Source organism: Aeromicrobium duanguangcaii (assembly GCF_024508295.1).
GTDB lineage: Bacteria > Actinomycetota > Actinomycetes > Propionibacteriales > Nocardioidaceae > Aeromicrobium > Aeromicrobium duanguangcaii.
Window position 1 is genome coordinate 345112 of the sequence record NZ_CP101990.1, and the last position, 18092, is coordinate 363203.

The 18092-nt window shown below is 71.6% G+C and carries 15 protein-coding genes; 8 read left to right on the plus strand and 7 right to left on the minus strand.

Annotation, left to right across the window (positions count from 1 at the left end):
• Positions 1 to 71: 71 nt before the first annotated feature.
• Entirely contained in the window at positions 72 to 797 is a 726-nt protein-coding gene (locus NP095_RS01735; protein ID WP_232417749.1) for a glycerophosphodiester phosphodiesterase, read from the minus strand.
• A gap of 193 nt (positions 798 to 990) precedes the next feature.
• On the opposite strand from NP095_RS01735, the gene NP095_RS01740 reads away from it, so the two are divergent.
• The 3 genes from NP095_RS01740 (at position 991) to NP095_RS01750 (ending at position 4236) form a co-directional block, all read left to right on the plus strand.
• Complete coding sequence (locus NP095_RS01740) at positions 991 to 1560, plus strand: 1-acyl-sn-glycerol-3-phosphate acyltransferase (protein WP_232417747.1); 570 nt, start codon at positions 991 to 993, stop codon at positions 1558 to 1560.
• Positions 1561 to 1653: 93 nt separating this feature from the next.
• A complete protein-coding gene (gene lysS / locus NP095_RS01745) occupies positions 1654 to 3111 on the plus strand; it encodes a lysine--tRNA ligase (RefSeq protein WP_232418557.1) in 1458 nt (485 codons plus the stop codon).
• Between the two features lie 108 nt (positions 3112 to 3219).
• The gene (locus NP095_RS01750; RefSeq protein ID WP_232417745.1) at positions 3220 to 4236 is read left to right on the plus strand and encodes a heme-binding protein; all 1017 of its coding nucleotides are present in this window, start codon (positions 3220 to 3222) and stop codon (positions 4234 to 4236) included.
• Here NP095_RS01750 and NP095_RS01755 read toward each other — a convergent pair.
• Positions 4215 to 5576, minus strand: coding sequence for a dipeptidase (locus NP095_RS01755; RefSeq protein WP_232417744.1), 1362 nt, complete (start codon positions 5574 to 5576; stop codon positions 4215 to 4217). The two genes, NP095_RS01750 and NP095_RS01755, sit on opposite strands and share 22 nt — an antisense overlap.
• A 49-nt stretch (positions 5577 to 5625) precedes the next feature.
• Here NP095_RS01755 and NP095_RS01760 point away from each other — a divergent pair, with 49 nt between their 5' ends.
• From NP095_RS01760 to NP095_RS01770, 3 genes are all read left to right on the plus strand, one after another.
• A complete protein-coding gene (locus NP095_RS01760; protein ID WP_256766105.1) occupies positions 5626 to 6786 on the plus strand; it encodes a DUF2776 family protein in 1161 nt (386 codons plus the stop codon).
• Positions 6787 to 7195: 409 nt separating this feature from the next.
• Positions 7196 to 9703, plus strand: a complete 2508-nt coding sequence (locus NP095_RS01765; protein ID WP_232417740.1) for an ATP-dependent Clp protease ATP-binding subunit — start codon at positions 7196 to 7198, stop codon at positions 9701 to 9703.
• 72 nt (positions 9704 to 9775) lie between these two features.
• The gene (locus NP095_RS01770; protein WP_232417738.1) at positions 9776 to 10360 is read left to right on the plus strand and encodes a GrpB family protein; all 585 of its coding nucleotides are present in this window, start codon (positions 9776 to 9778) and stop codon (positions 10358 to 10360) included.
• On the opposite strand, the gene NP095_RS01775 is transcribed toward NP095_RS01770, so the two are convergent.
• On the minus strand, positions 10344 to 11231 hold the full coding sequence (locus tag NP095_RS01775; RefSeq protein WP_232417737.1) for an HhH-GPD family protein: 888 nt from the start codon (positions 11229 to 11231) through the stop codon (positions 10344 to 10346). The two genes, NP095_RS01770 and NP095_RS01775, sit on opposite strands and share 17 nt — an antisense overlap.
• 46 nt (positions 11232 to 11277) lie before the next feature.
• Between NP095_RS01775 and NP095_RS01780 the strand changes: the two genes are divergently transcribed.
• Positions 11278 to 12051: a hypothetical protein gene (locus NP095_RS01780; protein WP_232418582.1), complete on the plus strand. Its 774-nt coding sequence runs from the start codon at positions 11278 to 11280 to the stop codon at positions 12049 to 12051.
• 106 nt (positions 12052 to 12157) lie between these two features.
• On the opposite strand, the gene disA is transcribed toward NP095_RS01780, so the two are convergent.
• From disA to NP095_RS01800, 4 genes are read right to left on the minus strand one after another with little or no spacing between them, the layout of a single operon-like run.
• Positions 12158 to 13219, minus strand: a complete 1062-nt coding sequence (gene disA / locus NP095_RS01785) for a DNA integrity scanning diadenylate cyclase DisA (protein WP_232417736.1) — start codon at positions 13217 to 13219, stop codon at positions 12158 to 12160.
• A gap of 41 nt (positions 13220 to 13260) precedes the next feature.
• Entirely contained in the window at positions 13261 to 14610 is a 1350-nt protein-coding gene (radA, locus tag NP095_RS01790; protein ID WP_232417735.1) for a DNA repair protein RadA, read from the minus strand.
• A 56-nt stretch (positions 14611 to 14666) separates the two neighbouring features.
• Positions 14667 to 15305: a VOC family protein gene (locus NP095_RS01795; RefSeq protein ID WP_232417734.1), complete on the minus strand. Its 639-nt coding sequence runs from the start codon at positions 15303 to 15305 to the stop codon at positions 14667 to 14669.
• A 36-nt stretch (positions 15306 to 15341) separates the two neighbouring features.
• Complete coding sequence (locus NP095_RS01800) at positions 15342 to 16088, minus strand: hypothetical protein (RefSeq protein WP_232417733.1); 747 nt, start codon at positions 16086 to 16088, stop codon at positions 15342 to 15344.
• Between the two features lie 47 nt (positions 16089 to 16135).
• Here NP095_RS01800 and NP095_RS01805 point away from each other — a divergent pair, with 47 nt between their 5' ends.
• Positions 16136 to 18088 (plus strand): SGNH hydrolase domain-containing protein, encoded by a 1953-nt coding sequence (locus NP095_RS01805; protein WP_232417732.1) that lies wholly within the window; start codon positions 16136 to 16138, stop codon positions 18086 to 18088.
• Positions 18089 to 18092: the final 4 nt, after the last annotated feature.

Consider the following 18092-nt stretch of genomic DNA (forward strand, 5'->3'; position numbering starts at 1 on the left):
TTGCTCTGATTTCCACCTTTCAATCGGGTTGAAAGGTAGGAACAGGAGCAAATCTCGGGAGCGGCGGGGAGTCAGACGAGGGCGGGCAGGGCGGCCGCGACGTCGTTCGTCGTGACGGCGTCCACGCCCATCGCGCGCAGACGCTCGATCTGGCGCTGGTCGTCGACCGTCCAGGCGGTCACCTTGCCGCCGGCGCGGTGGACCCGCTCGACGAGCTTGGCGTCGACGCGGCGGGCGTTCACGTGGAACTCGTCGTACCGACCGAGGTCCTGAGTCGCCGGCTGGCGCCGCGACACGAGGCCCACCAGTGGGTGGACGGGCAGGGCCGCCTCCGCGAGCGAGCGGTCGAAGCTCATCAGCGTCACGTCGGCGCGGCCGCCGAGCTCGTCGAGCACCGCACGGACGTAGGCGCGCGGGTCGACGGGCGCCGGCTTGAGCTCGACGGCGAACCGCACGTCGGTGTCACGGAAGGCCTTCACCACGTCGCGCAGCGTCGGCACCGGGGTTCCGGCGAACGTCGGCGACTTCCAGCTGCCGGCGTCCAGGCGGGCCATCTCGCCCAGCGTGAACCGCTGGACCGAGAGGCCCACCTTGGAACGATGCACGTCGCGCAGGTTCGTGGTGCGCATCGGGGACCGGTCGTGCATCAGCACGATCGAGCCGTCGGCCGTGGGCTGGACGTCGAACTCGACGCCATGGGCGCCCAGCCGCACGGCCTCACGCAGGGCCGGGACGGTGTTCTCCGGATGCGTGGCGCTCTGGCCACGGTGGCCGTAGATCCGCAGGTCATCACTCATGCCATCCACGATGGCTCGCGAACCTGACCGTCAGGTAAACGCCACCTGTGTGTCCGCCCAATTCCAACCGACGAGTCAGAGGTGGCCGGCGCCGCCGAGAGCGTGGGCCGCATCGCGCTCGCCCGGATCGCCGCGGCGCTCGGCCGGGCGGACCGCGCCGACTGAGCTCCGCCCCGCGCGCTAGCCTCCCGGCATGAGGATCTTGCGCCTGATCGCCGACGTGTTCTGGTCCGTCAGCCGGTGGAACTTCCGTTCCGAGCCGGCGCCGAAGGGCTCGGGCATCCTGCTCGCGGGACCGCACACCTCCAACTGGGACTTCGTGCTCATGCTGGCCATCGCGTGGAAGTGCGGCTTCCGGCCGTACTTCCTGGGCAAGAAGGAGCTCTTCCGCGGCCCGGCCGGCCCGTTCATGCGCGCCCTGGGTGGCATCGCGGTCGACCGCAAGAACCCCGTGGGCGTGGTCGACGACCTCATCGCGCGTGCCAAGGCCGGTGACGACTTCCAGGTCGTCATCACCCCGGAGGGCACCCGCGGCGGCGTCGAGCGCTGGAAGTCCGGCTTCTACCGCATCGCGATGGAGGGCGACCTGCCCGTGACGCTGGGGTACTGCGACAGCAAGACCATGACCGCCGGCCTCGGTCCCACGATCCGCCTGACCGGCGACGTCAAGGCCGACATGGACGTCATGCGCGCCTTCTACGCGGACAAGTGGGGCGTCCGTCCCGAGCGCCGCGTCATGCCGCGCCTGGCCGAGGAGGGCTGAGCACGGTCCCCACCGGGCGTCGGTGGGGTGCAACTAGACTCGGGCCTCGTGACCCAGACGCCTGAACTTCCCGAGGACGACCTGCCCGAGCAGATGCGGGTGCGCCGGGAGAAGCGCCAGCGGATGCTGGACGCCGGCGTCGATCCGTACCCCCTGCTGGTCGAGCGCACGCACACGATTCGCGAGATCGTCGACGCCAACGATCCCGAGCAGCTGGGCCCCGACGCCCACACCGGCCAGGTCGTCTCGATCACCGGCCGCGTCATCTTCCTGCGCAACACCGGCAAGCTCTGCTTCGTCCGCCTGCGCGAGGGCGACGGCACCGAGATCCAGGCCATGCTGTCGCTGGCCGAGGTCGGCGAGGAGTCGCTGGCGCAGTTCAAGTCGCTCGTCGACCTGGGCGACCACCTGGCTGTCACCGGCGAGGTCATCACCAGCCGCCGCGGCGAGCTGTCGGTCATGGCCACGAGCTGGCAGCTGGCCGCCAAGACGCTGCGCCCGATGCCGGTCGAGCACAAGCCGCTGTCCGACGAGGCCCGCACCCGGATGCGCTACCTCGACCTCATCGTCCGCGAGGAGGCTCGCCAGAACGTGCGGGTCAAGGCGGCGGTGCTGAAGTCGCTGCGCGCCACGCTGGACCGCCACGGGTTCATCGAGGTCGAGACGCCCGTCCTGCAGCACACCAACGGCGGCGCCGCGGCGCGTCCGTTCCACACGCACCTGAACGCGTTCGACGAGCCGCAGCTGCTGCGCATCGCCCTCGAGCTGCACCTCAAGCGCTCGCTGGTCGGCGGCATCGACAAGGTCTACGAGATCGGCAAGACCTTCCGCAACGAGGGCGTCGACAACACGCACAACCCCGAGTTCATGATGCTCGAGGCGTACGAGGCGTACGGCTCCTACGACACGATGGCCACGCTCGTGCAGGACCTGGTCGTCGATGCCGCGCGCGCCGTCGGCAAGACCGTCGTGACGGGCCGTGACGGCTCGTCGATCGACCTCGAGGCCCCGTGGCGTCGCGCCACGATCCACGAGCTGGTCGGCGAGGCTGTCGGCGAGACCGTCGACATCGAGACCTCCGAGCAGCACCTGCGCGAGCTGGCCGACCGCCACGACGTGGCGCTGCAGGACGGCTGGGGCGCCGGCGAGGTCGTGCTGGAGCTGTTCGAGAAGCTCGTCGAGCACACCCTGATCCAGCCGACGTTCGTGTGCGACTACCCCGAGGCCGTGCGGCCGCTGGCCAAGAAGCACCGCAGCACGCCGGGCCTGGTCGAGGCGTGGGACCTCATCATCAACGGCGTCGAGCTGGCGCCGGCGTACTCCGAGCTCAACGACCCGGTGATCCAGCGCGAGCGGCTCGAGGAGCAGGCGCGCCTGGCCGCCGCCGGCGATCCCGAGGCGATGGACGTCGACGAGGACTTCCTGCGGGCGCTGGAGTTCGGCATGCCGCCGGCCGGCGGTATCGGCCTGGGCGTCGACCGCTTGGTGATGCTGCTGCAGGGCATCGGCATCCGCGAGGCCATCCTCTTCCCGGTGCAGCGCCGCGAGTAGGTATCACCGGATCTGCGGCTGATCTCGTCATCGACGACAGTCCGCAGGGGCGTCCTCGGGGCGTCGGAGGCGGAGTCCTTCGACACCCCGAGGTGCGTCATGAGAACCATGTCCGAACAACTCCGCTCGCTGCAGTCGCAGGAGCGCAGCGTCACCGCGGCCGTCACCGGCGACGAGGATCTCGGCCCCTTCGCGCTGCTGCCCGGCGTGTGGGCCAACGAGCCCCACCTGCCCGGCCGCGGCTGGAACATGATCGCCCTGCCGTTCGGGCCGCCCGAGGGCGCGACGTTCCGGCCGGCGTACCGGCTGCTGCTGCACCAGTACAACGAGCGGCTGATCTTCAGCCTCGTCGACAAGGCGGTGCCGAACCGCGGCATCGGGCCGGTCGCGGACGGCGTGACGCCGAACGCGGACCAGTTGCTGGTCGCGCTGGACTACGAGCAGGGCATCAACCAGTTGGTCGGCGAGGACTTCCCGTCGTCTGGCCTGGCGGGGCAGCCCGGCGGCGCGATCCATCACGAGCCGGGTCTGTTCCTGAACATGTCCGACCCGCTGAACGAGGACAGTGTCGACATCGCCCGGCTCGCCACGATCCCGCACGGTGACTCGGTGCTGGGGCTGGGGACCGCCGTGGTCGAGGACGGACCCCCGACCGTCCCGCCGGTCAACGCCCTACCGCTCGGCGTCGACCAGGACATCGAGGCCAACCCCTACCTGGCTCCCTACCGGCGCTTCCACGACAACCCGTTCCGGAGCCTGTTCGACCCGACGGACCCGACCGCCCTGCTGGAGGTGGCGAACGAGGGGGTCGACATCATCCGGACGACCAAGCTCGAGTTCGACAGCACCGTGTCCACCGGAGGGATCTCGAACATCCCTTTCATCGTCCGTCAGGCGAACGCCTCGGAGATGAAGTCGACCTTCTGGATCCAGGAGGTCCGGCGCGAGGACGGCGGCACCGACCTGCGGCTGCAGTACGTGCAGGTCGTCCAGCTGGACTTCTTCCCCCGGTTCGACGGCGGCCCCGGCCGGATCAAGTGGCCCCACGTCAGCATCAACACGATGACGAAGGTCGACGAGACGCCGGTTCCGGGTCCCGGTGGCTACTCCGTGATGGCGTCCTGAGATCCGAGATTGCGCAGCAGCAGCGCCTCGGCGAGCACCACGCGCTCGAACTCGGCCAGGTGCAGCCCCTCGTTGGCGCCGTGGGCGCGGGTGTCGGGATCCTCGACCCCCGTGACCAGGACGCTGGCGTCGGGGAACGTCTCGAGGAACTCGGCGATGAACGGGATCGACCCGCCGACGCCCATGTCGACCGGGGCGGTCCCGTCCCACGCCTCGGTGAAGGCCTCACGCGCCGCGTCGTACGCCGGTCCGGTGGCGTCGATGGCGGTCGCCTCGCCGGTGTCGACCACGGTGAACGTCAGCTCGGCGCCCCACGGGACGTGCTGCTCGCAGTGGCGGCGCAGGCACTCCACGGCGTTGGCGGCGGTGTCGCCCGGCGCGATGCGCAGCGACACCTTCGCGCGGGCCGAGGGAACCAGGGTGTTGCTGGCGCCCTCGACCTGCGGCGCGTCCAGCCCGGTGATCGCGAGAGCCGGCTTGGTCCAGAGCCGCTCGACGGCCGAGCCCGAGCCCATCCACTCCATGCCCGGGTTGGCGCCCGACTCGGCGCGCAGGCGCTCCTCGGGGTAGTCGACGTCGGCTGCCGGCCCGCTGTGCAGGCCCTCGATCAGCAGGTTGCCCGCCTCGTCGTGGAACGAGGCGATGAGCCGGCTGAGGGTGATGAGCGCGTCGGGCACGAGGCCGCCCCACATCCCCGAGTGGACGGCGTGGGTCAGGGTGCGGACCTCGATGTCCGCGCGCACCAGCCCGCGCAGACTCGTGGTCAGCGCGGGCACGCCGATGTCCCAGTTGCCGGAGTCGGCGATCACGATGACGTCGGCGGCCAGGCGGTCGTGGTGGCGGCGCAGCAGCTCGGGCAGGGTGTCGGAGCCGACCTCCTCCTCGCCCTCGATGAACATCGTGACGCTCACGGGCAGGTCGTCACCGAACACCCGCAGGGCGCCCAGGTGCGCGGCGATGCCGGCCTTGTCGTCCGCGGCGCCGCGCGCGTAGAGCCGGTCGCCGCGCTCGGTCGGCTCGAAGGGCGCGGAGTCCCACTCGGCATGGTCGTTCTCGGGCTGGACGTCATGGTGCGCGTAGAGCAGCACGGTGGGCGCCCCGGCCGGGCCCGCCTTGTGGCCGATGACCGCGGGAGCGCCGCCGTCCTCACGAGCGCTGACGATCTCGACGTCGTCGAAGCTCTCGGCGCGCAGCAGCGCGGCCACGGCCTCGGCGCTGCGCTGGACCTCCGCGGCGCGGGCGGGATCGGCGCTGACCGACTCGATGCGGACGAGGTCCTCGAGATCGCGACGGATCCCGGGAAGAAGCTGCTGGACCGTGGCGCGGATGTCGAGAGTCATGACATCCAACTTAGGTCGGGGGGACCGACGTGCTCCGCGAGGGCTCGCGTTGCCGGCAGCGCAGGAGCCCCACATCCTGAAAGGGCAGCGCTGGGCCCGGGACGTCCCCGAGCGCCCTGCCGACCGTGAGGTGGTGCGCTTCGTGAACTACTGGATCAGCGTCCTGTTCCGGGTGATCCCGCTGGCGATGGCGGCGGTGTGCGTCGGCCTGGGCACGTACGTGTGGAACGCGGGCGACCAGCCGGGCAATCTCGTCGCCGGCCGGGTCGTCACCTTCCTCGCGGCGATCTGCGTCTGCCTGTTCTGCACCGCGGCCACGATCATCCGCCAGCTGATCGGCCGATTCAACGCGGTCGATCGCGTGCTCTACCCCGTGCTCGGCTACGCCAGCGCCGCCGTGGCGGCCGGCTATGGCATCTCGGTGTTCTCCGGCGCCAGCTCCCAGGGCGCCGACCCGGACTACGTCTCGGGCCACGTCGTGCTCGGTCTGGGCCTGATCAGCGCCTGCGTCGCCACGGTCGCCACCGCCTCCACGAAGTTCTCGCTGATCCCGGCCAACTCCGCCCGGGCCGCCGGCGGCGCTCCGCCGGACGGGGCCTTCCCGAGCGCGGCGGCCGCGGTGCTGTGTGCCGTCCCGGTCGTCCTGGCCCTGATCGCCTGGGGCCTCTCGATCGTGAACCTCACCCAGACGGTCACCCCGTCACGGTTCACGGTCGGTCACGTCCTGGCCGGCATCGCGATGGTGTGCACCAGCCTGATCGGTCTGGTCGTGAGCATCGTGCGCCAGATCCAGGACCAGTACGGGGCGCGCGACCGGACGGCGTGGCCATGGCTCGTGATCGCGATGGGCTCGCTCAGCTCGGTGTGGGGGATCGTGCTGCTCGTCCTGGACCGGGAGCCCTACTACCGGACGCCCGGCTTCGTGATGATCGGTCTGGGCCTGGTGTGCTTCAGCATCCTGAGCAAGGTGGGACTGCTGGCCCTGGTGTGGCGGCGCACCTTCGCGCTGGCCAACCGGGTGCCCCTCATACCGGTCGTGACCGCCCTGTCGTGCCTGTTCCTGGCGGCGTTCGTCTTCCAGGCGGCGGTGACGGATTCGAACGTGTTCGTCGCGGCGCGCGTCCTCACCGGGCTCGGCGCGATCTGCTTCACGCTCTACTCGATCGTCTCGATCCTGGAGAGCGGCACGTCCGGCTCCTCCTCCGACTGAGCGGCGCGGCCCGGCGGTATCAACCGGCTCAGGGTGGTTCTCCCCGAAGACGACCCACCCTTCCCGATTGGACCACCGACATGACCGACATCCGCTTCGAGGGCGACTCCATCCACGTGCACGGAGCCTCATCTCTGGCTGGTCCGGCCCAGCGGCCGCGTCGTGCCCGTGGGCCGCACCCAGATCGGTGAGGACGGTGCTGGTCGGCAAGCCGGCGACGGACGCGGCGAAAGCGGTCGCACCCCAGAATCGTGAGGCGCTGATGCGCTGAGCGTCCCCGCCATTCCGCCCACAGCGAACAACGGAAGCCCTGGCAGGCTGTGACGGTTGAGTTAAGCATCTGGACATGGCGAGGCGGGTCACGTGGAGCCGTCTATGCTGAAAAGACCAGTCCAGCAGAGGGGACGACATGTTCGAGAGATTCACCGACCGGGCCCGACGAGTCGTGGTGCTCGCGCAGGAAGAAGCGCGCATGCTCAGCCACAACTACATCGGCACCGAGCACATCCTGCTGGGCCTCATCCACGAGGGTGAGGGCGTTGCTGCCAAGGCTCTGGAGAGCCTCGACATCTCACTCGAGGCCGTCCGCGGCCAGGTCGAGGACATCATCGGCCAGGGCCAGCAGGCACCCAGCGGCCACATTCCATTCACCCCACGAGCCAAGAAGGTGCTCGAGCTCAGCCTGCGCGAGGCGCTGCAGCTGGGTCACACCTACATCGGCACCGAGCACATCCTGCTCGGCCTGATCCGCGAGGGCGAGGGCGTCGCCGCCCAGGTCCTCGTGAAGCTGGGCGCCGATCTCAACCGCGTCCGCCAGCAGGTCATCCAGCTGGTCAGCGGGTTCCAGGGCAAGGAGGCCGAGGCCTCCGGTGCTGCGTCCGAGGCGCCCGCCGCGGCGTCCAGCGCCGTGCTGGACCAGTTCGGTCGCAACCTGACCCAGGCGGCCCGCGAGGGCAAGCTCGACCCGGTCATCGGCCGGGACGACGAGGCCGAGCGCGTCATGCAGACGCTCAGCCGCCGCACCAAGAACAACCCGGTCCTCGTGGGCGAGCCCGGCGTCGGCAAGACCGCCGTCGTCGAGTCGCTGGCGCAGGACATCGTCCGTGGCGACGTGCCCGAGACGCTCAAGGACAAGCAGATCTACACGCTTGACCTCGGTGCCCTCGTGGCCGGCTCGCGCTACCGCGGCGACTTCGAGGAGCGCCTCAAGAAGGTGCTCAAGGAGATCCGCACGCGCGGCGACATCATCTTGTTCATCGACGAGATCCACACCCTGGTGGGTGCGGGTGCCGCCGAGGGCGCGATCGATGCGGCCAGCATCCTCAAGCCGATGCTGGCGCGTGGCGAGCTGCAGACGATCGGCGCGACGACGCTCGACGAGTACCGCAAGCACTTCGAGAAGGACGCGGCGCTGAACCGTCGCTTCCAGCCGGTGCTGGTCAACGAGCCGTCGGTGGCCGACTCCGTCGAGATCCTCAAGGGTCTGCGGGATCGCTACGAGGCGCACCACCGCGTCTCGATCACCGACGACGCGCTGGTCGCCGCCGCGACGATGGCCGACCGCTACGTCAGCGACCGGTTCCTGCCGGACAAGGCGATCGACCTGATCGACGAGGCGGGCGCGCGACTGCGCATCCGTCGCGCCGCGACGCCGCCGGAGTTCAAGGAGTTCGACGAGCAGATCGCCGACGTCCGCCGCCGCAAGGAGGGCGCGATCGACGCCCAGGACTTCGAGCTCGCCGCCAGCCTGCGCGACGAGGAGAAGAAGCTCATCGCCGCCAAGCACGAGCGTGAGCGTGCCTGGAAGTCCGGCGACCTCGACCAGGTCGCGGTCGTCGACGAGCACCTCATCGCCGAGGTCCTGGCCAAGGCGACCGGCATCCCGGTCGGCCAGCTCAGCGAGGAGGAGTCCAGCCGCCTGCTGCACATGGAGGACGAGCTGCACAAGCGCGTCATCGGTCAGGACGAGGCCATCAAGGCCCTGTCCCGGGCGATCCGCCGCGGCCGTGCCGGCCTGAAGGACCCCCGCCGTCCCGGTGGGTCGTTCATCTTCGCCGGACCCTCGGGTGTCGGCAAGACGTGGCTGTCCAAGGCGCTGGCGAACTTCCTGTTCGGCGACGACGAGGCGCTCATCCAGCTCGACATGAGCGAGTACAGCGAGAAGCACACCGTCTCGCGGCTGTTCGGTTCGCCTCCGGGCTACGTCGGCTACGAAGAGGGTGGCCAGCTCACCGAGAAGGTGCGGCGGAAGCCCTTCAGCGTGGTCCTGTTCGACGAGATCGAGAAGGCCCACCCGGACATCTTCAACTCGCTGCTGCAGATTCTCGAGGAGGGTCACCTCACCGACGGTCAGGGTCGCGTCGTCAACTTCAAGAACGCCGTGATCATCATGACCACCAACCTCGGTGCACGTGAGATCTCCAAGGGTGTCAACCTGGGCTTCTCCCAGGCCGGCGACGTCGCGGGGACCTACTCGAAGATGAAGGAGCGCGTCGCGACGGAGCTCAAGCAGCACTTCCGTCCGGAGTTCCTGAACCGCGTCGACGAGGTCATCGTGTTCCCGCCGCTGACGCAGGAGGAGATCCTGCAGATGGTCGACATGATGGTCGGTTCCCTCGAGGCCCGTCTGGCCGAGAAGGACATCGACATCGAGCTGACCACGGCGGCGAAGATCAAGCTGTCGGCCGACGGCTTCGATCCGGTGCTCGGCGCCCGACCGCTGCGCCGCACGGTGCAGCGCGAGGTCGAGGACGTCCTGGCCGAGAAGCTCCTCTACGGAGAGGTGCGCCCCGGTCAGATCATCCTGGTCGACGTCGTCGACGGTGAGTTCACCTTCACCGGCACGTCGAAGGCCGATCTGGAGCTGCCCGAGGTGCCGCCGGCCGTCGAGGCTGGCGCCGGCTCCGAGGACAACTGACGCATCACCCACGCAAGGCCCGGGCCATCGGCCCGGGCCTTCGTGCGTCCGGGGGTGGGTAGCGTCGAGCCCGTGGACCGCGACCGCCTGCTCGAGTTCGACGACGACGCCCCGCCGCCCGGCGAGAGCCCGTGGGTGGCGGGCGCCGGGCCCGGCCGGGACCTGACGATCGTCGAGCACGATCCGCGGTGGGCCGAGCAGTACGCGGACCTCGCCGGCCGGATCAGCCGAGCCCTGGGCGCCGTGGCGCTGCGGATCGAGCACGTCGGGTCGACGTCCGTGTCGGGGCTGCCCGCCAAGCCGATCGTCGACGTCGACGTGACGGTGCCCGACCCGGACGACGAGGCCGCCTACGTCCCGGCGCTGGAGGCCGCGGGCTTCGTGCTCGCGGTGCGCGAGCCGTGGTGGCAGGGCCATCGCCTGTTCCGCCACGCGGACCCCCGCGCGAACGTGCACGTGTTCGGCCCTGAGGCGGCCGAGCCGCAGCGCCACCTGATCTTCCGGGACTGGCTGCGCACGCACCCGCAGGACCGGGAGCGCTACGCGTCCGCGAAACGCGCCGCGGCGGCCGCAGGCGGGCACGTCATGGAGTACAACGCCCGCAAGCAGGAGGTCCTGCGCGAGATCCTGGTGCGGGCGATCAACCGGGCAGGATGAAGCGACCCTCGGCGTCGAGGTCCAGCAGGCCGTCGTCGAGCAGCGAGTCCACGCACCGCTCGCGCTGGGCCGCCTCGGACCACGCGGCGACCAGCAGCTCGGGAGCGACGGGGCCGTGCGCCTCGCGGACGACCGCCATCAGCCGGCCGCGGCACTGGCGGTCGGTGCCGTGCCACGCCTGTCCACGGCGCGGCGGGCCGTCGTGCTCGGGATGTCCCAGCGCCCGCCACCGGCACAGGTCCGAGACCGGGCACGCGTCGCACTGCGGGGACCGGGCCGTGCACACGACCGCTCCCAGCTCCATCGTCGCGGCGGCCCAGCGGGCCGCCGTCGCCTCGTCGTCGGGCAGCAGGGACGCCGCCACGTCGCGCTCAGCCCGCACCACGCCGGCGGCCGGGTACTGCACGCCCTCGACGACGCGCGCGAACACCCGGCGGACGTTGGTGTCCAGCACGACCGCGCGACGGCCATGGGCGAACGAGGCGATCGCGGCCGCCGTGTAGTCGCCCACCCCGGGCAGGAGCAGCAGCTCGTCGTAGGAGTCGGGCACCCGGCCGTCGTGACGCTCGACGATCGCGACCGCGGCAGCGTGGAGTCGCAGCGCCCGGCGGGGATAGCCGAGGCGGCCCCAGGCGCGGACGGCGTCGCCGGACGACGAGGCGGCGAGCGCGGCCGGCGTGGGCCACCGCTCGAGCCAGGCCTCGAAGACCGGCAGCACCCGGACGACCGGGGTCTGCTGCAGCATGAACTCCGAGACCATGACGCGCCACGGCTCGGGATCGTCACGCCACGGCAGGGCCCGGCGATGCTCGTCGAACCAGTCGAGGATGCGTCGGTGCAGCTCGCTGACGGGGGGAGTGTGCGCAGGCATGGCGCGTCGATCCTTTCACGCCGCGACGGCCAGATAACGTGGACCGGTGAGCAACCCACGAGTCGGACGGGACGTGTACTGGCGTCGACGCCTGCTCGTGCTGGCCGTGCTCATCGCCATCGTGTGGGGCGTCCTGCAGCTGATCGGCCTGGTCCGCGGTGACGACGCCGGCCCGGCCGAGGCGACCAGTCCCACCCCGACCCCCACGACCGCCAGCACGGCGCCGCCGACGACTCCGCCCGCGGACCAGGTGGCCGTGGCGATCGAGACCGACGAGGCCGTCTGCGAGCCCGAGAACGTGCGCATCGTGCCGTCGGTGCCCGGCGGACAGTTCGCCGGCGGTCCCGTGGCGATCGACCTGATGCTGACGTCCCTCGACGGCACGGCCTGCACGTTCCGGCCCAGCGCCAGCGAGCTGCTGGTCGTGGTCGACACCGAGCGGGCGCCCATCTACGACTCGTCGGTGTGCCGCGCGGCCTTCTTCGACCAGTCCGTGTCCATCCCCGCGGGCTGGAGCACCGTGGCGCCGGTCGAGTGGACCGGCCGGGGCTCGGGCGCCGGGTGCGGCACGAGCGAGGGCTTCGCGCCCCCGGGCACCTACACGCTCAAGATCGGCACCTACGGCGGCGAGCCGGGCGAGGCCACGTTCAAGCTCGCCCGCCGCGCCCCGGAGACCCCCGCGCCCAAGCCGTCGCCGACCCCGACGAAGAAGCCCGGCGCGGAGCCCACCAAGAAGGCGACGTCCGAGCCGACGAAGAAGCCGTCCCCGCAGCCGAAGCCGAAGCCCAAGCCGAGCTCGACGGCCACCGCCCCGCGCTGAGGCGCGGACGGTCAGACGCGTGACCGCAGTCCGTCAGACGTAGCGCTCGAGGCAGGCCTCGAGCGACGTCCGGTGGCGCACCACCGGGACGCGTGACCGCAGTCCGTCAGACGTAGCGCTCGAGGATGCTGGACTCGGCGAGGCGCGACAGGCCGTCGCGGACCCCGCGGGCGCGCAGCTCGCCGACGCCCTCCACGGCCTGGAGGTCGTCCAAGCTGGCGCCCAGCAGTCGCTGCAGGGTGCCGAAGTGCATGATCAGCCGCTCGACGACCGACGGAGGGAGGCGGGGGATCCGGGCCAGCAGCCGGTAGCCGTGCGGCGACACCGACGCGTCGAGCGAGTTGCCGTCGCCGATCTGCAGCGCGGCGGCGACGATGCCCAGATCGAGCACCTCCTGGGACTCCAGGTCGGCCAGGGCGTCGAGCACCTTCTCGGCCTGGGCGTCGGAGCCGGCTGGCAGGTAGTCGCGCACGACGAGCGTGCGCTCGGCGTCGACACCGCCGACGAGCTCGTTGAGCTGCAGCGAGAGCAGGCGTCCGTCCGAGCCGAGCTCGAGCACGTAGGTCTCGATCTCGTCGGAGATCCGTCGCACCATCTCGAGGCGCTGGGCGACGGCGGTGACGTCGCGGACGGTGACGAGGTCCTCGACCTCGAGGGCCGACAGCGCGTCGGAGACCTCGTCGAGGCGCGTGCGGTACCGCTCGAGCGTCTGCAGGGCCTGGTTGGCGCGGCTGACGACGGTGGTGGGCTCCTCGAGCACGTAGCGCTGGTCGCCCAGATAGAGCGCGATCATCGTCATCGAGGCGGACACCGAGATGACGGGGATGCCCGACTGGCGGGCGACGCGCTCGGCGGTGCGGTGACGGGTGCCGGACTCGGTCGTGGGGATCGACGGGTCGGGCATGAGGTGCACGGCGGCGCGCATGATCCGCGAGGCCGACGAGTCCAGGATGATCGCGCCGTCCATCTTGGCCAGCTCGCGCAGGCCCGTGGCGGTGAACGGAACGTCGAGGGCGAAGCCGCCGGTCGAGATCGACTCGATGACGCGGTCGTGACCGATGACGATCAGGGCGCCGGTGCGCCCGCGCATGATCCGCTCGAGGCCCTCACGCAGCGCTGTTCCGGGCGCGACGGATGCCAGTGTCGCCCGCAGGTCCGGAACCGCCACGAGAATCCCCACTTTCGGCCACGCACGTGATCGGCATCATCCTAGGGCAGTGCCCGTAGCGCGGCGGTGAGATCTCCCGTGCGGAGCACGTTGAGCCCGACGCGTCCGAGGTCCTCGGTGCCGCGGGGGACGATCGCGTGGGTGAAGCCGATGCGGGCCGCCTCGCGCAGACGGGCCTCGAGGCCGCGCACCGGCCGGACCTCGCCGGCCAGCCCCACCTCGCCCATCGCGACCAGTCCGCCGGGCAACGGCGAGCCGCCGGCCGCAGAGATGACCGCGAGCGCGACCGCCAGGTCGACCGACGGCTCGTGCAGGCGGGCGCCGCCGACGGACGCGGTGTAGACGTCCTGGTTGCCCAGCGAGACGCCGGTCTTGCTCAGCACGGCCAGCAGCATCGCCACGCGCGAGGAGTCCAGGCCGCTGGAGGAGCGCCGCGGCGACGGGGTGGTGGCGGCCACCGCGAGCGCCTGGACCTCGGCCAGCAGCGGGCGGCGGCCCTCCATCGTCACCGTGACGCACGTTCCCGGCACGGGGGACTCGTGGCGCGAGACGAACAGGCCGGTCGGGTCGGGGACCTCGACGATGCCCGCGTCGACCAGGTCGAAGCAGCCGATCTCGTCGACGGGCCCGAAGCGGTTCTTGGTGGCGCGCAGCAGGCGCAGGCGGCTGGTGCGGTCGCCCTCGAACTGCAGCACGACGTCGACGAGGTGCTCGAGCACGCGCGGACCGGCGACCGAGCCGTCCTTGGTGACGTGGCCGACCAACAGCGTGGCGATGCCCTCGGCCTTGGCCCGGCCGATGACGGTGGCCGCGACCTCGCGCACCTGGGTGACGCCGCCGGGCACGCCCTCGATCGCGGACGAGCCGATGGTCTGGACCGAGTCGACGATGAGGAGGCTGGGCTTCACCGCGTCGATGTGGGTGAGCAGGCCGCCGAGGTCGGTCTCGGCGGCGAGGAACAGCTCGTCGGCCAGGGCGCCCGTGCGCTCGGCGCGCAGCCGCACCTGAGCAGCGGACTCCTCGCCGGAGACGTAGAGCGTGCGGCGGCCGGCGCGGGCCCAGCGGGCCGCGACCTCGAGCAGCAGGGTGGACTTGCCGACGCCCGGCTCGCCGGCCATCAGCATCACGGCTCCGGCGACGACGCCGCCGCCCAGCACGCGGTCGAGCTCGGGGATGCCCGAGCCCACGGCGGCCGCCTCGGTGGCCGCGACCTGGGCGATCGGGACGGCGGGAGTGGAGACCGGCGCGGCGGACGTGCGGCCGGAGCGGGAGCTGGCGCCGACGGCGTCGACCGTGCCCCAGGCCTGGCACTCGCCGCAGCGGCCGACCCACTTGCCGGTGGTCCAGCCGCACTCGGTGCAGGCGAAGGCGGAGGGGGTCTTGGGAGGCATGGCCTCAGCCTAGGCGCGGGGACCGACAGACCGGCGCGTCATGCACCGGCCGGGACTCAGATGCGGACCGGGCCGTTCGGGGTGTCGAACTCGGCCGCCAGGATGCCGGGAGCGCCGTTGGGGGCGACCCAGCGGACCTCGATGTCCTCCAGGGCGCCGACGGCGGGCTCGCCCATCCAGTCGGACAGCCGCTCGGGGCTGCCGGCGATCTCGAGCCCGGTCAGGGCGATCCCCGTGTCGGCCATCTGCGAGGGGTGCTCCTCGGGCGGCACGTCCCAGGACATGACGAACGGCAGTTGCGGATCGGCGCGCATGCCGTGGATGCCGATCTGCTGCCACGTGAGGTTGTAGCCGTCCGGGCGGTGCCGGTTGCCCGGCACGGCGTGACGGCCGAGCCGGTGCTCGACCGGTCCGATGTCGTCCACCGAGACGCACCAGCCCAACCAGCCGCCGCCGAGCTCGGAGCGGGCCTTGACGGCCTGGCCGAACGGCGCCTTGTCGGAGGCGGGGTGCTCGAGTGCCTCGACGACCTCGAGGTACTGCCGGTTCTTCAGCGGCAGGATCATGTTGTTCGTGCCGAAGCGCGGGTGGACACCCCCGGCCAGGAACACGGTGCCGAACTTCTCACTCAACTCGCTCGTGGTCGCCATGAGACCGGCGGGACCGACGGCGAACGACAGATGATCGAGGTGCATAGGGCATTGTTGCCGGTCCCCGGTTCGGCTCGAACCTCAGGGTCGTGATCGGTCCGCAGGATGCGGCACGGGCCGCCCCGCGGCGACGAACCGGTCGCAGTGCCCGACCAGCTCGAGATAGCTGGCCTCGCCCATGAGCGCCGTCAGCTCCGCGCGGTTGCCGATGTAGACCGGGTCGGCGCCGACGTGCGCGTCGGTGTTCGACGAGCAGTACCAGTCCAGATCGGCTCCGCCCGGACCCCAGCCGGCGCGCGTGTACTCGCCGATGCTGACCTCGGTGTAGGTCGACCCGTCGCCGGGATCGACCTCGCGGAACTCGCGCCGCAGCGGCAGCTGCCAGCACACGTCGGGCTTCGTCGTGTGGGGCTCGAGGCCCGTCGCCAGCGCATGGGCGTGCAGGGCGCAGCCGTAACCGCCGGGGAAGTCGCGCGAGTTGTGGAAGATGCAGGCGCCGTCGGCCACGCGGGTCTTCAGCTCGCCGTCGGCATCGCGCTCGGTCCAGCCGTCACGGCGGCCGACGTCGTGCAGCTCCCACTCGGTGGGGTCGAGCTGCTCGACGAACGCGGCCACCCGGGTGTGGTCGTCCTCGTCGCTGAAGTGGGCGCCCAGCGTGCAGCAGCCCGAGTCGGGCGCCGTCGCGTAGATGCCCGGGCACCCGGCGCCGAAGATGCAGGTCCACCGGGAGGTCAGCCAGGTCAGGTCGCACCGGAAGACCTCCGCGGGGTCGTCGGGGTTCGCGAACTCCACGAAGGAGCGGGGGAATCCCAGGTCGACCTCAGCCACGGACACAGGTTAGGTCACGGCTCCATGGCCGCCTAGGGTTGACGATCGTGACGAGCTGGGGACGGATCACGACGGGCTGGTGCACCATCGCGGGGGGCGCGATGGTGCTGCTCGTGCTGGGCGCGTACTGGCCCGGCCGGCTGCCCGGCGCCTCGGCCGGCGCGGAGGTCCTGCTGGTGGCTGCCGGCGCCCTCATGGCGCAGTTGCTGCTGGTGGAACGCGACCGCCCGCTCGGCGCCGTCGTCGCGACCGGGCTGCGGCTCGCGGTGCCGCCCCTGCTCGTCCTCGTCGCCACCGGGATCGCCGTCCAGCGCCTCGTCGAGCTGCGCGAGTGGGCCGAGCCCCTGCATGACGTGCGCGATGCCGCGACCGGGATCGTCAACCTCGGGCCGATCGACCGGGACTCGCCCGTCGCAGGCTTCTGGATCGTCGCGCTGCTGGCGCAGTCGGCGCTCCTGCTGCTGGTGCTGAGGCCGCTCGTCAACCGCCGGGGCACCCGGCCGGGCCTGGTTGTCGTGGCGGTGCTGTCCGCAGCGTCCTTCGGCTGGTGGGTCGTGGGCGGCGACGACCTGGCCGCCGCGCGGTTCTGGCCGGTCGGTTGCGGCGTTCTCGTGGCGCTGCTGGCGGCGAGGCGGACGCTCCCGGGTGGTCCGATCGTCGCCGCGGCGGGTTGGCTCGCCGCGATCGGGCTGGGGGCGATGGCGCTGCTCGGGGCGGGACCGAGGCTCGAGGTGCTCGCCGGAGTGGCGGCGGGCGCCGTCCTCGTGGGGACCGCCCGCTCCTCGGCATCGCCGGGCGGGCTGCTGCGCGGACGGGTCGCCACGTGGTTCGCCTGGCTCGCGTGGGCCGGGTTCTGCTGGGCGTGGCCGGCGTTGTGGCTGGCGCCCGAGGCCGCGGACCGCGACCTCGGCCTGCGCGACCGCGCGGGCCTGCTCGTCATGGTGGGTGCGGTGGCGCTCCTGACGTGGGCGCTGGTCGCGTCGGTGAGGTCGGTCGTCCGGCACGGTGTCGCCTGGGCGGCTCTGGCGGGCGTCTGCGTCCTGGCCGCTGTCCTCGTGACGGCTCCGGGATTCGAGCGACTCGACGCCATCGAGACGGACGCCGCCCGGACCGAGGCCCTGCTGGGGGCCGACGTCCCCGAGTGCTTCGGCGCGCTGACCATCGCAGCACAGGTCGAGGGCCGCGACTGCCGCAACCGCGAGCTCGAGGGCGTTCTGCACCCGCCGCTGGACCGCGCCGCATCCGACTTCGAGGCCTACCTCGACTGCTGGTCCCAACCCGCCGACGCCGACCTGAACCTCTGCGACCTCGGGGGGGAGGGGCCGCGGGTGCTGGTCCTGGGCGACTCGCACGCGCGCGTCCTGCTGGGGGCGTTCCGGCGCCTGGCCGAGCAGGGCGTCCTGGACGTCACCGCCGCCACCAAGGCCAGCTGTGCGTGGTCGACGCTGCCCTTGCGCGACAGCAAGGACCCCCTCCGCGGCCCGCTGTGCCACGAGTGGCGAGCCAAGCTGACGATGTGGCTGGAGCAGCACGCGGCCGAGTACGACGTCATCGTCACCACGGCGTACTCCGGCCGGATGAAGGGTTCCGAGGGCGACCAGGTCCGAGGTCTGGTCGAGGCCTGGGAGCCGGCCGTGCGAGCCGGGGTGCCGATCGTGGCGCTGCGCGACAACCCGCGGCTGCCCGAGGCCACCCTGGAGTGCCTGAGCGCCACCGACCCGGACGCCTGGGCGCGCTGCGACGTCGCGCGGGACGACGTCGTGCCCGACTTCGATCCCTTCGAGCCGGCGGTGGCCGAGGTCGACGGAGCGCACTTCGTCGACACTCTGCCGTTCTTCTGCGGCGAGGACGTCTGTCCCGCCGTCACCGGCGGCGTGAACGTCTACCGCGACTACAACCACGTCTCGGCGACCTACGCCGGGACGCTGGCGGCACCGCTCTACCGCGAGATCGCTCGCACCGGGGTGTTGGACGACGCGCGCCGCTCCGCTGCGGGGTGAGGGT

What these genes read in the sequence shown, in the direction of transcription:
- NP095_RS01735 (WP_232417749.1), bottom strand. Translation starts at nt 797, where the DNA reads ATGAGTGATGACCTGCGGATCTACGGCCACCGTGGCCAGAGCGCCACG.
- lysS (WP_232418557.1), top strand. Translation starts at nt 1,654, where the DNA reads ATGCGGGTGCGCCGGGAGAAGCGCCAGCGGATGCTGGACGCCGGCGTC.
- NP095_RS01765 (WP_232417740.1), top strand. Translation starts at nt 7,196, where the DNA reads ATGTTCGAGAGATTCACCGACCGGGCCCGACGAGTCGTGGTGCTCGCG.
- NP095_RS01795 (WP_232417734.1), bottom strand. Translation starts at nt 15,305, where the DNA reads ATGCACCTCGATCATCTGTCGTTCGCCGTCGGTCCCGCCGGTCTCATG.
- NP095_RS01740 (WP_232417747.1), top strand. Translation starts at nt 991, where the DNA reads ATGAGGATCTTGCGCCTGATCGCCGACGTGTTCTGGTCCGTCAGCCGG.
- NP095_RS01775 (WP_232417737.1), bottom strand. Translation starts at nt 11,231, where the DNA reads ATGCCTGCGCACACTCCCCCCGTCAGCGAGCTGCACCGACGCATCCTC.
- NP095_RS01755 (WP_232417744.1), bottom strand. Translation starts at nt 5,576, where the DNA reads ATGACTCTCGACATCCGCGCCACGGTCCAGCAGCTTCTTCCCGGGATC.
- radA (WP_232417735.1), bottom strand. Translation starts at nt 14,610, where the DNA reads ATGCCTCCCAAGACCCCCTCCGCCTTCGCCTGCACCGAGTGCGGCTGG.
- NP095_RS01750 (WP_232417745.1), top strand. Translation starts at nt 3,220, where the DNA reads ATGTCCGAACAACTCCGCTCGCTGCAGTCGCAGGAGCGCAGCGTCACC.